Below are 14,906 nucleotides of genomic sequence, written 5' to 3'. Positions count from 1 at the left end.
TCTCTTTTAAATTGGCTCAATCAAAATTTGGGATTTTCAGAACAGCCCCTGTATTCGCCGATGTTACCATTTGTGCATAACGTCCAAGCCAGCCAGTTTTCACTTTCGGTTCTGGTCGTTTCCATTCTTTTTTACGCTTTTCTAATTCCTCATCACTCACTCTTACTTCTAACAAACGTTCTTCAACATCAATACATACAATATCCCCTTGTTCAAGAAGTGCAATCATCCCGCCCGCTGCTGCTTCTGGTGAAATATGTCCTACTGAAATTCCACGTGAAGCTCCAGAGAAACGTCCATCCGTTAATAATGCAACCTCAGCACCTAATCCCATTCCAGCAATTGCTGATGTTGGTGCTAACATTTCTGGCATACCAGGGCCACCTCTTGGTCCTTCATAACGAATGACAACTACATCTCCTTTTTTCACTTTCCCAAGCATAATGCCAGCAAGTGCCTCATCTTGTGAATTAAAAATAACGCAAGGTCCTTCAAAACGCTTTACCTCTGTTGCACCGCTTTTAATAACCGCTCCATCTTTCGCAAGGTTGCCTTTTAATATACGCAATCCTCCTTCCTCACTATGAGGGTTTTCAAGAGAGTGAATAACTTCCTTATCTTTAATCTCTGCCTCAGCAATATTTTCTCTTAATGTTTGCCCCGTAGCAGTTATTCGATCAAGATGAAGTACTCCTTCTTTCCGGCTCATCTCTTTCAAAATTGCACTAATCCCGCCCGCACGATCAATATCTTCCATATGCCAATTGGAAGCAGGGCTTACTTTACATAAATGTGGTACACGTCTTGAAACGGCATCAATACGGTTCATATCGTAATCTAATCCAGCCTCTTGCGCGAGCGCCAATGTATGCAACACTGTATTTGTTGAACCGCCCATCGCCATATCAAGCGCAAACGCATCATCAATTGCTTCTTCCGTTACAATGTCTCTTGGTTTAATATCTCTTTCAATTAAAATTTTCAATTTCTCTGCTGCTTGTTTAATTAACTCTTCACGTCTTGGATCAATTGCTAAAATACTCCCGTTACCAGGAAGAGCTAAACCTAACACTTCACATAAACAATTCATAGAGTTCGCGGTAAACATACCCGAACAAGATCCACAAGATGGACAGCCATGATCTTCAATATCTTTTAATTCTTCTTCTGAAATTTTCCCAGATTGATAAGCTCCTACTCCTTCAAAAACGGAACTCAGATCAACAACTTCTCCTTTAGATGTTTTTCCTGCTGCCATCGGGCCGCCTGAAACAAACACAGTCGGAATATTAATACGTAGTGCAGCCATCATCATACCTGGTGTAATTTTGTCACAGTTTGGGATACAAATCATGCCGTCAAACCAGTGTGCATTTACAACCGTTTCTACTGAATCTGCAATTATTTCACGACTCGGAAGAGAATAACGCATACCAATATGCCCCATCGCAATACCATCGTCAACTCCAATTGTATTGAATTCGAATGGTACCATACCTGCCGCACGAACTGCCTCTTTTACAAGTTTCCCAAACTCGTTCAAGTGTTTATGCCCTGGAATAATTTCAATAAAAGAATTACAAATCGCTATAAAAGGTTTATCAAAATCTTCATCTTTCAAACCAGTTGCTTTTAATAAACTACGGTGCGGCGCTTTATCAAAACCTTTTTTAATCATGTCACTTCTCATCTTGTCAAATCCCCTCTTACATATTTTTCATTTATACTCTCTTACTCTATTTCTTTACTAATTCTTTCGGTGCATGAATCCAACTCATCATTTCACGAAGCTCTGCTCCCACTTTTTCTAATTGATGATTTTGCTCTGCTTTTTTCATTGCGTTATACGTCGGACGCCCTGCTTGATTTTCTAAAATCCATTTCTTCGCAAATTCACCTTGCTGAATTTCTGTCAAAACACGCTTCATTTCCTTCTTCGTTTCATCTGTAACAATTCTCGATCCTGTTACATAATCTCCAAACTCTGCCGTATCTGAAATAGAATGGCGCATATTCGTTAATCCACCTTCGTACATTAAGTCAACAATTAGCTTTAATTCATGCAAACATTCAAAGTATGCAATTTCAGGGCGATATCCACCTTCCGTTAACGTTTCGAACCCGGCCTTCACAAGTGCAGTTACCCCGCCGCAAAGTACAGCTTGCTCACCGAATAAATCCGTTTCGGTTTCTTCTTGGAATGTCGTTTCAATTACACCCGCCCGTGTACAACCTACACCTTTTGCATACGCTAATGCTACATGTAGCGCTGTTCCCGTCGCATCTTGATGCACTGCGACTAATGCCGGAACACCATTTCCTTCTTGATATACACGGCGAACGAGATGACCTGGACTTTTTGGCGCAACCATTGCTACATCTACGTAACTTGGCGGATTAATTTGGCCGAAGTGAATGTTAAATCCATGTGAGAAAAGTAACATTTGTCCTTCACGGAGATTCTCTTCTACTTCTGATTTATATACATGTGCTTGCTGTTCATCTGGCAATAACATTTGTACAACTTGTGCGGTTCGAACCGCTTCTGAAACAGACATTACTTCAAACCCATCCGCTTTCGCTACTTCATACGACTTACCAGGACGAACACCAACTACTACTTCTACACCAGAATCACGTAAATTTTGTGCTTGCGCATGCCCTTGTGATCCATAACCAACTACTGCAACAGTTTTCCCTTGTAATAACTCTACATTTGCATCTTTTTCATAATATGTTTTCATATTCCATACACTCCTTATAATTTATTTACTTGCAGAACATCAATTAATTTTTTCAACTGACTAACAAGTAATGTCGCTTCATTTTCAGTACAAACTGCTGTGAGTTTCATTTCAGAAACACCACTAGTATCTCTTTCGTTTAAATGTAAAGAAGAAATATAATAACCACGTCGAGCAAAAATCCCACTTATACGTAATAAGACACTTGGCTCGTTATGAATAACGAGTGAAAAAGTATGACTCATTCTTCCCACCTCTTCATAATCATTTCGTTATTTCCTTTGTTTGGCGGAACCATCGGAAATACGTTTTCACCTTCTTCTACACAAAAATCAACTACGACAGGACCTTCGTGAGCAAATGCTTCTAACATCACTTGTTTCGCCTCGGTTGAATTTGTTGCTCTTAATCCCTTTACTCCATAAGCTTCTGCTACTTTCACAAAATCTGGTGATCCAATTTTTGACTCTAATAAACGATTTTCATAAAACATTTCTTGCCATTGCCTTACCATCCCTAAAAATTTGTTATTTATGATAAATACTTTTACAGGGATATTATTTTCAGCAATTGTTTGTAGTTCTTGAATGTTCATTTGAAAAGAAGCATCACCTGCAATACAAATAACAAGTTCTTCTTTTTTAGCTAGCTGAGCACCGATTGCTGCTGGAAAACCAAACCCCATCGTTCCTAATCCTCCAGAAGTAAGGAACGTCCGAGGTTTTCTTGCTTTATAGAAGTGAGCAGCCCACATTTGATGCTGTCCTACTTCTGTTGTGACAATCGCTTCACCATTCGTTAATTCACTTACTAAGTTGATCACATGCTGTGGTTTTAACTCAGATTCTTTTTGCTTATAAGAAAGTGGATATTCTTCTTTCCATGCCTTTACTTTCTGAAGCCATTCGTCTGTTTGGGTATAAATAGACATATGTAACAACATGTGTAACGCTTTTTTCACATCACCAACAATCGGATGCTCTACAGTTATATTTTTATGAAACTCAGAAGGATCAATATCAATATGTACTTTTTTCGAGTGCGGAGAAAAAAGTTCTAATTTTCCTGTTACACGATCATCGAAGCGAACACCTAATGCAAGTAATAAATCACATTCTGTTACCGCCATATTAGCAGCGTATGTCCCATGCATACCAAGCATCCCTAGAAACAATGGATCTCCCGGTGGATATGCACCAAGTCCCATTAAAGTTGAAACGACTGGAATACGGTTCTCCCTTGCGAATTCGAAGAGTTCATCGGATCCACCTGAATGAATGACACCTCCTCCAATATAAAGAAGTGGACGCTTTGATTTTGAAATTGCTTTAGCCACCTCTCTAAGTTTCATGCTGTCTGGTACAAGTTCTGGTTTGTACCCTGGAATATCAACTTCTTCATTAAAGAAACTGGTGACTTTTGCATTTTGAACATCTTTTGGAATATCGATTAATACTGGTCCCGGTCGTCCGCTTTTGGCGATGTAAAAAGCTTCTTGCACAACTTGTGATACATGATTTACATCACGAACTTGGTAATTATGCTTCGTAACAGGTACTGTAATTCCGACAACATCCGCTTCTTGAAATCCATCTTTACCAATTAAAGGCGTCGCAACTTGACCGGTAATGACAACTAAAGGAATCGAATCCATATAAGCGTCTGCTAAGCCCGTAACTAAATTTGTCGCCCCTGGGCCAGAGGTAGCAAAGACTACCCCGACCTTTCCAGAAGCTCTCGCATATCCTTCAGCCGCATGAATGGCAGCTTGCTCATGACGAGTTAAAACATGTTTCAAACCACTTTCGTATAACGCATCGTATACTGGTAAAATCGCTCCGCCTGGATAGCCGAAAACGGTCGTTACACCCAATTTCTTCAAACATTGAATCACGTGCCCAGCGCCTGTCATTTCTTCATACTGTAACTTCTCATACGCTGTATACTGCTGCTTCATTTCCATTAACTCCTCTCCTTATTTATGCTAAGCTTTCCGTCAGCCCAGGAACACGTACTCCTCTTTCTCTCGTTAATTTTTTAAATTCTTCGGTCAATTGTTTCGTTACACTTCCTGGTTTCCCATCTCCAATTTCTCTCGAATCAACTTTTACAACTGGAATTAACTCCGCTGCTGTTCCTGTTAAAAATACTTCATCCGCTACATATACATCATGGCGAGTGAATGGTCTTTCCTCACACGGAATATTCAGTCGTTCACATAGCTCGATAACACTATTTCTCGTAATACCTTCTAATGCTCCTAAATAGGATGGCGGGGTTAGCACTTTTCCATCTTTCACAACGAAAACATTATCGCCAGAACCTTCACAAACATATCCTTGTTGATTTAACATAAGAGCCTCTAACACTCCTGCTTGTGCTGCTTCAATTTTTACAAGTACGTTATTTAAATAATTCATTGACTTAATACGTGGATCTAACGCGTCTGGCGTATTACGTCTTGATGCAACAGATACAACGCTTAGCCCATTATCATAAAATTCTTGTGGGAATAACTTTAATTGTTCTGCAATGATAATTACGCTCGGCTTCACACAACTTCTCGGATCGAGCCCTAAGTCACCTTTTCCTCTTGAGACAATTAAGCGAATGTAAGCATCAGCGTATTCATTTTTTTGGAGTGTATGTAAAACTGCTTCTTCCATTTCTTCTACCGTTATTGGAATTGTTAGTAAAATAGATTTCGCTGATTCATATAATCGTTTCACATGTTCTTTTAAACAAAATACATTTCCTCCGTAACTACGAATCCCTTCAAATACACCGTCTCCGTATAAAAAACCATGATCATACACTGAAACAACTGCCTTTTCTTTTTCTACAAATTCCCCATTCATGTAAATGTACTGGTTTCCCATCTCACATCGCTCCTCTTTTTTTCTCTATTTTTTGCAATCTATTTCTACATCGATTGCTGAGATGAGTATTTTTAACAGAATATTCAGTATATAACCCTTAAAAATATACTCGTCTCAACAATCGATTACTTACATACTTGTAGCAATCCATTGCTGAGACGAGGGAATCGTGGTACCACTCAGCTTCCTTATACTTCTCACGAAATATAAGCTCTGCAAGTCCAATTAGACTTTTGTTTTTCTATCGGGAACAACCCCGCTACTTTTTACTAGTTTTCAAAAGTAGTGCTCCAAGGTGATTTTCAATGATTGAATTGTTACCACCCTCACAGCCTCGGGGCAGCTCTCTGAAACAATCTTTATCATTTACTCTCCTCTTCTACGCATTCTCTTCTTCTATTTTTAAAAATAAAAACTCTCGCCTCAGCAATCAACTACTACAATTTAGTAGCTTTGATTGCTGAGGCGAGAGTTTCGCGTTACCACTCAGCTTCCTTATACTTCTCACGAAATATAAGCTTTGTAGGTCCAATCAGACCTCCGTCCTTTTACCGGAGACGATGCCGCCGCCCTCTACTCAGTTTCCCTTTCGCAAGCGATGCTCCGAGGTGATCTTCAATGATTCGATTGTTACTACCCTCACAGCCTTGGAGTAGCTCTCTGAAACGATCATAATCATCTACTTTCCTCTTCTTTGCATATACAACATATAAAGTTAGAAAATTCTTAATTAACTTTTATTTGTTACACGTATTATAGGACGTTGTTCTTTTCCTTGTCAACATGTTTTTTCAAAAAAATCAAAATTCATTCTATTTATTTTTTCTCAAATCAAAATTGGAATGCATTACTTACATACACTCATATATTACTTAAGTATGTTTGCATTACTACATAAAGAAAAACTTATAAAGTTTATGAGGAGATGAGGAAACTATGTTAAAAGGGAAAGTAGCGTTAGTTACAGGAGCAAGCCGAGGAATTGGACGAGCAATCGCTAAACGTTTAGCAAATGACGGTGCATTGGTTGCTGTTCATTACGGTAATCGAAAAGATGACGCTGAAGAAACTGTTCATGAAATTCGATCAGATGGTGGCCAAGCTTTTTCTATCGGCGCAAATTTAGAATCCTTACACGGTGTAGAAAACCTTTATAACGCTTTAGATACTGAATTACAAATGCGCACTGGTGAAACACAATTTGATATTTTAATAAACAATGCTGGCATTGGTCCTGGTGCTTTTATTGAAGAAACGACTGAACAATTTTTTGATAGAATGGTTTCAGTAAATGCAAAAGCTCCATTCTTTATCATTCAACTAGCACTACCACGTTTACGTGACAATAGCCGAATTATTAATATTTCATCCGCTGCCACCCGCATTTCTTTACCTGATTTTGTTGCATATAGTATGACGAAAGGCGCTATTAATACAATGACTTTTACGCTAGCAAAACAGCTTGGAGCACGAGGAATAACGGTGAATGCAATACTTCCAGGATTTATTAAAACAGATATGAACGCAGAACTCTTGAGCGACCCAATGATGAAGCAGTACGCTACTACTATTTCCGCTTTCAATCGCTTAGGTGAAGTAGAAGACATTGCCGATACTGCTGCATTCCTTGCTTCTCCAGATAGCCGCTGGGTTACTGGACAATTAATTGATGTGAGCGGAGGATCTTGTTTATAAAAAACATATATTTTCAAATCTTTTTTATTGCGCAATAAAACAATTTATATAATACTATATAAAACATATACATTTAGGAGGATTACAGCAATGTCCGAAAAAACATACGAACTCGCAACCTTCGCAGGCGGTTGCTTTTGGTGCATGGTAAAACCATTTGATGAACTTCCTGGTATTCATAAAGTACTTTCTGGCTATGCAGGAGGTCATGTAGAAAATCCAACATATGAACAAGTAAAAGCTGGAACATCTGGACATTTAGAAGTTGTTCAAATTACATTCGATCCTTCTATTTTTCCTTATCAGAAATTACTAGACTTATATTGGCCACAAATCGATCCAACTGACGATGGCGGACAATTTTTTGACCGTGGTCCATCTTATCGTACCGCTATTTTTTACCATAACGAAACACAAAAAGGGCTTGCTGAAAAATCAAAACAAGCTCTTGCAGAAAGCGGTATGTTTAAAGATCCAATCGTGACTGAAATTCGTCCTGCTGCACCTTTTTACGAAGCAGAGGAATACCACCAACATTTCTATAAAAAGAATCCAGATAAATATGCTACTGAGCAAAAAGAATCTGGGCGTGAAGACTTTATAAAAGAAAATTGGCAAAAAAAATAATAAAAACGCATCGTGCTTTTTTAGTACGATGCGTTTTTATTTTTGATAAAAGTACCATACAATTAATAGAACAATTGCTGTTAGTGACCAAAGTACTATCTCGTTTTTCACTCTATTCTTTTTCTTAGTCATTTCATTCCCTCCTAATAACTATTAAAGATATTCAAGTTTTTCTTTGTTTAATTGTCCACCTTATATACGTGAATACATCCTTACAAATTCTAATAGCAAGACCACCAATAATTCCGATTGCAATTGAAATTACTAACATCTGTCCAAAACTAAAAGAATTTGTGTACGTTATATAGAGAACGATACATACAAGTAAAACATCCTGTAACAAAATCAAAAAATTTTTAAACAATACTTCACCTCTCTTATGTTTTATTTATAAATTATATCTTCCAAAAAGGAAATCTATTACCATTTTTAAAATAAAAGACCTCCAGTTCAAGCACTAGAGGTCTTCCATTTTATTTCTTCAATCGCTCAATAAAATCATGTAATTTATCTAGCGATTTCATATTCTGATTGCAAGCTACACCATCTTTGCAAATGTAGTTTCCCTTTTTAACGAAAGTTCCTGGTACATCGCCTTTAATTTCAACTAAAAACATTCCTACTTCTTCATGTCCATGACATAACGAACAAATGCTTTTTTTATTTAAACTTTGGAACGTTCCTTGCAGACCAACAAATTTATTTTTATCATTTTTCGCTATAATAAATTTCCTGCTTGACCCCTTATCAATCCAGCTTAAATAAGATATTTCTTTCATATCCATTTCTTCCATATCAGGAAGTTTTAACTTTTTCGCTTTAGGAAATAATTTTTTTAATGTTTGTGCTGTAACTTCTTGAAACGGAATTACATACGGATTTATTTTCATTAAAAATGATTCTGCATCTTCTCTATTTTGAACTGTTAATACCGTATCAATTAACTCTTTCTGTTCATCCGTTAAATTCTCAAATACATGTATTATCTTTTCAATCGCAAGCGATTTTAACGCTTGAATTACACCTCTATCATTTGCCGTTGCATGCCCGTTTGCTAAAATATAAGCTTGTGATTTTATAAAATTATATTGATCACTTCTAATAAACGCTTCCATCTTTATCACTCCATACAAATTGTTGATCTAGTTTTATTGTATACAATGATTACGTTTTTTGATATGTAAAAGATAACTTAGAAACAAACATTACATATATCACTTATTCTCTACCGCTGCATTTCCTGACAAAAGAAGCCATCATCTGTTTTCCATTCCGCATATAATACGTCTTCAAATTTAGTAATTCCTTTTTGCTTTATTTGTTTATAAAGCCATCCTTCATCAAATCCCGCTTCCCTCAAATTATCCTTAACTACTTTTCCATCACTAATTAATGAAATTGGTAAGTATACAGGCTTATGTTTTAAACTTAAATCATTTATAGTAGGAGATTCGTATTTACTTTTTTTCAGAACGCTTATGTTTCCGTTCGGTTCCAATATCATATATTCAACTTCTCGGATTGAAAATATATCTTTTTGTTGCCTAAGCATTTGTTGTAATTGGTTTATATCCAAATGATTTACGCTTAATTGTTCACGATCAATCTTTCCATTACGAATAATAATTGAAGGATATCCTTCAAAAAACCTTCTTGTTCCTCTTACTTTTTGTGTTATCACTTCTATAGTATAAATTAAAATTACCCAAACAAATACTGAATATAAAATAGACCATACTTTAATTTTAGGATCATATATTGAATTTCCAACGAGCTCACCTAGGACGATTGCAGAAATAAAATCAAATGGCGTTAGCTGAGATATTTGTGTTTTCCCTAATATTTTTGTAGCAATTAATAGAACAAAAAAACCAACTAAAAGCTCTATCGTTATTTGTCCAATATGATTCATATATGTTCACCTTTCTACTTTTCAAATGCTCTGTATACCATTTAATAAAAAAACGGCACATTTTTTCTATTATCATGCCCATTCACACCTCATATATCCAATACATATAAAACAAAAAGAGTCTGATTCAAAGTAATATATGAATCAGACTCTTTTCCTCTTATTTAGAATACACAATCTTTTTAATCGTTTCCCCAGAAAGAAAATATTCTTCTGCAAGTTGATGAATAGCAATCCCACTTTTAAAAGCTTCTTTAATTGCTTTATTTCTTTCATCTAGTTGTTTTCTTCCGCCAGATCGTGTACCCCATTTATAATGTTTCGTTTCTTGTTTCGGAATGTAAATTGTTTCACCTTGTATATACTTTTGAATTTCAGTAATTAAACTCTCCGGTAAAACAGCATTAGCTTTTACGTATTTCATTTCTGCTCGCCCCTTATTTTTTATGGTTCATTTCAATAAGGTGCAAAGCCAAATATAAAAAATGATACGAGCTCATATAGGCGATTGTATATTACTTGTCTACCTCACGCAAAGTATCGCCATTTCCATACTTGGCTTTGCATGAGACGTTGCAGTGTCTGGCAATTGAATTATAATCGCCATATAAACACCTCCTAATATACCTTTTGTATTTTATTATATGATAAATTCCTTCTCCTTGCATCCACACCCTTCTTAAAGCACGAAATTACTTAGTTTGATATAATACTTTTTAATTGAATCAAAAATCATTGTGAGGTTACATTATGAAGAAAAAAATTATCATTACAATCGTTACACTATTCTTTATTATCACGGCATTATTCGGAACATACAAATTGATGAACGCAAGAAGCTTTCAATTATTTGGATATTTAACACAACGTGTAGAAACAAATGAAAAAGTGATCGCTTTAACTTTTGATGATGGCCCTACTAACAATGTAAAACAAATATTACCGCTACTAGATAAATACAACGCTAAAGCTACTTTCTTTTTAATTGGAAATGAATTAGAGAAAAATCTATCGTTAGGTGAAGCTATCGCGCAATCTGGGCACCAACTTGGAAACCATACATATTCTCATAATAGAATGGTTTTCAAAACACCTTCTTTTATTAAAGGTGAAATAGAAAAAACGAATTCATTAATCCGCCAAACAGGATTTACAGGCGAAATTGATTTTAGGCCCCCTAACGGTAAGAAGTTAATAGGGCTGCCATATTATTTAAATAAAAACAATATCGAAACAATCACATGGGATCTTGAGCCCGATACTTTTTATAAATCTGCGGCTGATAAAATTAAATACGTTAATAAAAATGTAAAACCAGGTTCTATCATTTTACTGCACTCTATGTATGATGAGTCTAATGAAAATTTACAAACGATTGAAGGTATTTTAGATTCTTTATCTAAGAAGGGCTATCAGTTCGTAACAGTAAATGAATTGCAAAAAAGAGCAAAATAAAAAGGTAGCGTATCTTTGTATGATACGCTACCTTTCTTTTTATATAATGCCAAGTACATTTAAGAATACGATAATAATCGCAATTGGTGCGATATAACGAAGTAAGAATAACCATAATACGAATAGTTTATAACCTTTATTTTTACTTACACCTAGCTCTTTCATTAATACATCTTTCTTCATTTTTAAAGGAACAAAGATAGAAACTAATAATACACCAAGTGGCATTAATACGTTACTTACTGCATAGTCCGCTAAATCAAAGACTGTCTTCCCGAAAATCTTCAGATCACTTAATATACCGAATGATAATGCTGATGGTACCCCAACAACGAAGATTAATAACCCTACGATTAAGGCCATTTTTTCACGTTTCCCTTTACCTTTTGATGTTAACGATGCAACACTAATTTCTAACATCGAAATTGCTGATGTAATCGTAGCGAAGAAGAATAGTAATAAGAAAACAATGAAGAATAATTTTCCGAACGCCATTTTACTGAAAATAGCTGGCAACACGATAAATAATAGTCCCGGCCCTTGAGATGGTTCCATTCCAAATGCGAACACAACTGGGAAAATTGCAAGTCCTGCAAGTAATGTAATAACAAGAGTTAAGGCTACGATAGAAAATGCTGAACGTGGTAAGCTTTCTTCTTTCGGTAAGTATGAGCTATACGTTACCATAACGGCTACCCCGACAGATAATGAGAAGAACGATTGCCCCATTGCGTATAATATAACTTCTGATGTTACATGTGAGAAATCAGGTTGTAAGAAGAAACGAACGCCTTCTCCAGCACCATCTAATGTAAGTGCACGAACGATTAATACAAAGAATAAAACGAATAATGCTGGCATGAAATATTTATTTACTTTTTCAACACCATTTTGTACACCTTTACTTACGATGAAAATAGTAATAAGGATGAATAATAGCTGTGATCCAACTGCTAAATATGGATTGGAAATGATTTCACCAAACGTAGCTTCGTATGCTCCATTTCCTTCCCATAGTCTACCTGTAATTGCATTCCATAAATATAATAAAATCCAGCCTCCTACAACACTGTAGAAAGAAAGTAATATGAAACATGTTACAATTCCTAATTTACCTAACCAAGGCCATAACGTTTTAGGAGCAATCTCTCTATATGCATCGACAGCCTCTTTTTGTGTACTTCTTCCAATAACAAATTCAGCTAATAATAGCGGTAAACCAATTAATAATGTGAAACCGATGAAAATTAGGAAGAACGCTCCGCCTCCTCCAATGCCGGCCATATATGGGAATTTCCAAATCGCCCCAAGACCAATTGCCGAACCTGCTGCAGCTAATACGAAACCTAATTTCGATGTCCATTGCTGTGAATTCATTTGTTAATCTCCTCTCTATCTCTTTTTCTTTGTTACAATTCGGTATTTATATTGTTCTATCAATACTCTTTTCTAATACGTTCACTTCCTCCCTAATAATAAAAAAACGCCCCTACGTAAATACGTAGGGACGACAAAATTATCGCGGTACCACCCTAGTTGTGAAGAACACTAAGAAACCACCTAAATAAAAACGCCCCTACGCAAAAACGTAGGGACGATAAAATATCGCGGTACCACCCTAGTTATGAAGCCACACCAAAGTTAGGACCTAAATAAAAAACGTCCCTACGTAAATACGTAGGGACGATAAATATCGCGGTACCACCCTAGTTGTGAAAAAATCTTCACCACTTTATTTGATAACGGTATAAACTACCGTCTTTCATTTCCTCAAAATATGAGATTTATGAAAGATGCTCCAGGACGAACTTCATGAATAATCTATATACTGATTCACACCAACCATCAGCTCTCTGAAATAGGGAGATATTCACTACTATACCCTTTCATTGCCCAAATATTATTTTCCGAATTGATTACTATCATTTTTATCACACATTAAAAATAGTGTCAACTTATATTTCGAATTTTTATGTATTACAATCTATTTGAAAATTCGAAATATAAGTTTTAGTTTAGAAAACAAGTAGCTTAGTACATAACGAATTCTAACAGGCAATAGAAAAAGAATTACGTATTATTGATACTTATTCAATAATACAAATCATTTAGAAACATAACCTGTCTCTCTGTATTCATTTTTTAAGAGTTTGATGGATACCAAGAAAATTTCGCATCACTATCCAGTGGTCTATTTTTCGTTTCTTCTTTAATTACACGAAACCATTCATTTAGAATTTGAGTTTTGGGCAATTGAGCAGCAAGGCTATCTTCCCAAATTATATGTGAGAACCAGGCTTTCGTTTCCCATTCAAACTGCAATTGTGCGAACGAAATTATAGGGTGATCAGCTCCACGAAATTGCTCATTTACTGCATTTGAAACTTCTGGAGCTTGCGGTAACAACTCGTTCTGAATTCTATTTCTTATCGTCTCATTTTCTAGCTGATCCCAGAAATACAATTGCCCATTTATTTGATAAAAAATATCAAATGAAGCCTCACCTTTCTTCAAATTCAATAACACGAAGGCACGTTCCACATCATTGTCAGCCGCTTTTACAGCATTAACAATTATATTTTGTGCCATTGATACCCAGTAACTAGTCGCTTCCTCTACCGGTGATTCAACATACAATTCTTCACTTAATTCATGAAGAGTAGCTTCTTGCTCATTTACTTTTTCAACTTTTTTAAAAAACCTATTAAAAAACCCCATAACTTCCCCCTTATTACTATTTTCTATTTCACAAAATAAAAAATAGATTTTTCTTGCTCATCCACATTTACTCCTGGCGCGTATGTATGAACTTGTTGCAACACTTCTTCTATTAGCAACTCTAACTCCTGCACACTTTTTTCTGGATTCCCTATTAATGTGTCCGCCATACGTTCATATAATTTTTCAGGTTTAATAGTCATTCGTTCCACATTATTAGGCATCCATTTAAACGCTGGATGATGTACGTACATTTTATTCAAACCAAATAAAACACCGAATATGTTCCTTTGTACTTCGCAAATAACGTCATAAAGCATAAGCCAATCTTTCCGTTTTAAAAGCGCCTTTCGATTGTGCCAACGATTACTTAACCATAGATTTTCTGAAATCATCCGTTTTGCTAGTTCATCTGGATATGCCGCTACTTTTTCTTTTAATTCATTCACTTTCCCTTCTCCATACAAACTAACACCATCATGAATGGATGATACAATACATTGTTTTTCATAACTTATATCATATTGATCCACCACATCCGAAATCACTTTCTCTACTGTCTCTGTTAAAAAGTTACTAATCTCTAATTTAATTCCCTCTTTCGTTAAATACGTTTCCGACCATTCTTCTTCCTCATACGGATGATACGATAATATTTTCCCAGCAATATGATAAATAGGGGCCCTACGATCCTCATCTTCCGGCGGTGTTGACCATAAAATATGTAATTCTATATCTGAATGTTCATCTTCAAGCCTTCTAGCTACTGAACCCGCTAAAATAATAGCTTCTACTTTCGGATTTTCCCTATAAATCTCTGACATCTCTATCGCTTTCTCTTTTAATCCCATTTCATTTCCCCCTAAAATTGCAGTA

General features: G+C 35.9%; 15 protein-coding genes and 2 other annotated features. Of the genes, 3 read left to right on the top strand and 12 right to left on the bottom strand.

The features are described from left to right. Nucleotides 1-16 precede the first annotated feature (16 nt). The 5 genes from ilvD to ilvE are packed head-to-tail and all read right to left on the bottom strand — an operon-like array spanning nt 17 to nt 5,623. A complete protein-coding gene (gene ilvD, locus DN399_RS08835) occupies nt 17-1,690 on the bottom strand; it encodes a dihydroxy-acid dehydratase (RefSeq protein ID WP_001255815.1) in 1,674 nt (557 codons plus the stop codon). 46 nt (nt 1,691-1,736) lie between these two features. Then, the gene (gene ilvC / locus DN399_RS08830) at nt 1,737-2,744 is read right to left on the bottom strand and encodes a ketol-acid reductoisomerase (protein WP_149149504.1); all 1,008 of its coding nucleotides are present in this window, start codon (nt 2,742-2,744) and stop codon (nt 1,737-1,739) included. 14 nt (nt 2,745-2,758) lie between these two features. Next, the gene (locus DN399_RS08825; RefSeq protein WP_000019916.1) at nt 2,759-2,989 is read right to left on the bottom strand and encodes an ACT domain-containing protein; all 231 of its coding nucleotides are present in this window, start codon (nt 2,987-2,989) and stop codon (nt 2,759-2,761) included. Next, entirely contained in the window at nt 2,986-4,701 is a 1,716-nt protein-coding gene (gene ilvB, locus DN399_RS08820) for an acetolactate synthase large subunit (protein ID WP_149150110.1), read from the bottom strand. The genes DN399_RS08825 and ilvB overlap by 4 nt, the downstream gene beginning before the upstream one ends. 22 nt (nt 4,702-4,723) lie before the next feature. Continuing rightward, nucleotides 4,724-5,623 (bottom strand): branched-chain-amino-acid transaminase, encoded by a 900-nt coding sequence (gene ilvE, locus DN399_RS08815; RefSeq protein WP_149149503.1) that lies wholly within the window; start codon nt 5,621-5,623, stop codon nt 4,724-4,726. A gap of 151 nt (nt 5,624-5,774) precedes the next feature. Next, nucleotides 5,775-6,014, bottom strand: a binding site (T-box leader). Between the two features lie 545 nt (nt 6,015-6,559). On the opposite strand from ilvE, the gene DN399_RS08810 reads away from it, so the two are divergent. Then, a complete protein-coding gene (locus DN399_RS08810) occupies nt 6,560-7,318 on the top strand; it encodes an SDR family oxidoreductase (RefSeq protein WP_065228619.1) in 759 nt (252 codons plus the stop codon). 90 nt (nt 7,319-7,408) lie between these two features. Beyond that, entirely contained in the window at nt 7,409-7,945 is a 537-nt protein-coding gene (gene msrA / locus DN399_RS08805; protein ID WP_065223437.1) for a peptide-methionine (S)-S-oxide reductase MsrA, read from the top strand. A gap of 163 nt (nt 7,946-8,108) precedes the next feature. On the opposite strand, the gene DN399_RS08800 is transcribed toward msrA, so the two are convergent. From DN399_RS08800 to DN399_RS08785, 4 genes are all read right to left on the bottom strand, one after another. Further along, entirely contained in the window at nt 8,109-8,309 is a 201-nt protein-coding gene (locus tag DN399_RS08800) for a hypothetical protein (RefSeq protein WP_149149502.1), read from the bottom strand. A 109-nt stretch (nt 8,310-8,418) separates the two neighbouring features. After that, on the bottom strand, nt 8,419-9,060 hold the full coding sequence (locus DN399_RS08795) for a FusB/FusC family EF-G-binding protein (RefSeq protein ID WP_000387072.1): 642 nt from the start codon (nt 9,058-9,060) through the stop codon (nt 8,419-8,421). Between the two features lie 110 nt (nt 9,061-9,170). Next, a complete protein-coding gene (locus tag DN399_RS08790; RefSeq protein WP_001015543.1) occupies nt 9,171-9,857 on the bottom strand; it encodes a DUF421 domain-containing protein in 687 nt (228 codons plus the stop codon). 160 nt (nt 9,858-10,017) lie between these two features. Then, nucleotides 10,018-10,281, bottom strand: coding sequence for a CD3324 family protein (locus DN399_RS08785; protein ID WP_000878325.1), 264 nt, complete (start codon nt 10,279-10,281; stop codon nt 10,018-10,020). Nucleotides 10,282-10,607: 326 nt separating this feature from the next. On the opposite strand from DN399_RS08785, the gene DN399_RS08780 reads away from it, so the two are divergent. Continuing rightward, nucleotides 10,608-11,312, top strand: coding sequence for a polysaccharide deacetylase family protein (locus DN399_RS08780; protein WP_061113561.1), 705 nt, complete (start codon nt 10,608-10,610; stop codon nt 11,310-11,312). 39 nt (nt 11,313-11,351) lie between these two features. On the opposite strand, the gene DN399_RS08775 is transcribed toward DN399_RS08780, so the two are convergent. The 3 genes from DN399_RS08775 to DN399_RS08765 form a co-directional block, all read right to left on the bottom strand. Continuing rightward, nucleotides 11,352-12,689 carry a sodium-dependent transporter gene (locus tag DN399_RS08775; RefSeq protein ID WP_001088187.1) on the bottom strand — a complete coding sequence of 446 codons (1,338 nt, stop codon included), beginning with the start codon at nt 12,687-12,689 and terminating at the stop codon, nt 11,352-11,354. A 299-nt stretch (nt 12,690-12,988) separates the two neighbouring features. Beyond that, nucleotides 12,989-13,211, bottom strand: a binding site (T-box leader). Between the two features lie 243 nt (nt 13,212-13,454). After that, entirely contained in the window at nt 13,455-14,030 is a 576-nt protein-coding gene (locus DN399_RS08770) for a hypothetical protein (protein ID WP_000505545.1), read from the bottom strand. A 23-nt stretch (nt 14,031-14,053) separates the two neighbouring features. Next, nucleotides 14,054-14,881, bottom strand: a complete 828-nt coding sequence (locus tag DN399_RS08765) for a DUF4037 domain-containing protein (RefSeq protein WP_149149501.1) — start codon at nt 14,879-14,881, stop codon at nt 14,054-14,056. Nucleotides 14,882-14,906 lie beyond the last annotated feature (25 nt).

This window comes from Bacillus sp. AR4-2, from assembly GCF_008274865.1.
Classification (GTDB): domain Bacteria; phylum Bacillota; class Bacilli; order Bacillales; family Bacillaceae_G; genus Bacillus_A; species Bacillus_A cereus.
The sequence above is the reverse complement of the archived record's forward strand: the minus strand, read 5'-3'. Positions and strand labels throughout refer to the sequence as shown.

Coding starts and splice junctions, on each gene's coding strand:
- ilvD (WP_001255815.1), bottom strand. CDS start 1,690: ATGAGAAGTGACATGATTAAAAAAGGTTTTGATAAAGCGCCGCACCGT.
- ilvC (WP_149149504.1), bottom strand. CDS start 2,744: ATGAAAACATATTATGAAAAAGATGCAAATGTAGAGTTATTACAAGGG.
- DN399_RS08825 (WP_000019916.1), bottom strand. CDS start 2,989: ATGAGTCATACTTTTTCACTCGTTATTCATAACGAGCCAAGTGTCTTA.
- ilvB (WP_149150110.1), bottom strand. CDS start 4,701: ATGAAGCAGCAGTATACAGCGTATGAGAAGTTACAGTATGAAGAAATG.
- ilvE (WP_149149503.1), bottom strand. CDS start 5,623: ATGGGAAACCAGTACATTTACATGAATGGGGAATTTGTAGAAAAAGAA.
- DN399_RS08810 (WP_065228619.1), top strand. CDS start 6,560: ATGTTAAAAGGGAAAGTAGCGTTAGTTACAGGAGCAAGCCGAGGAATT.
- msrA (WP_065223437.1), top strand. CDS start 7,409: ATGTCCGAAAAAACATACGAACTCGCAACCTTCGCAGGCGGTTGCTTT.
- DN399_RS08795 (WP_000387072.1), bottom strand. CDS start 9,060: ATGGAAGCGTTTATTAGAAGTGATCAATATAATTTTATAAAATCACAA.
- DN399_RS08790 (WP_001015543.1), bottom strand. CDS start 9,857: ATGAATCATATTGGACAAATAACGATAGAGCTTTTAGTTGGTTTTTTT.
- DN399_RS08785 (WP_000878325.1), bottom strand. CDS start 10,281: ATGAAATACGTAAAAGCTAATGCTGTTTTACCGGAGAGTTTAATTACT.
- DN399_RS08780 (WP_061113561.1), top strand. CDS start 10,608: ATGAAGAAAAAAATTATCATTACAATCGTTACACTATTCTTTATTATC.
- DN399_RS08775 (WP_001088187.1), bottom strand. CDS start 12,689: ATGAATTCACAGCAATGGACATCGAAATTAGGTTTCGTATTAGCTGCA.
- DN399_RS08770 (WP_000505545.1), bottom strand. CDS start 14,030: ATGGGGTTTTTTAATAGGTTTTTTAAAAAAGTTGAAAAAGTAAATGAG.
- DN399_RS08765 (WP_149149501.1), bottom strand. CDS start 14,881: ATGGGATTAAAAGAGAAAGCGATAGAGATGTCAGAGATTTATAGGGAA.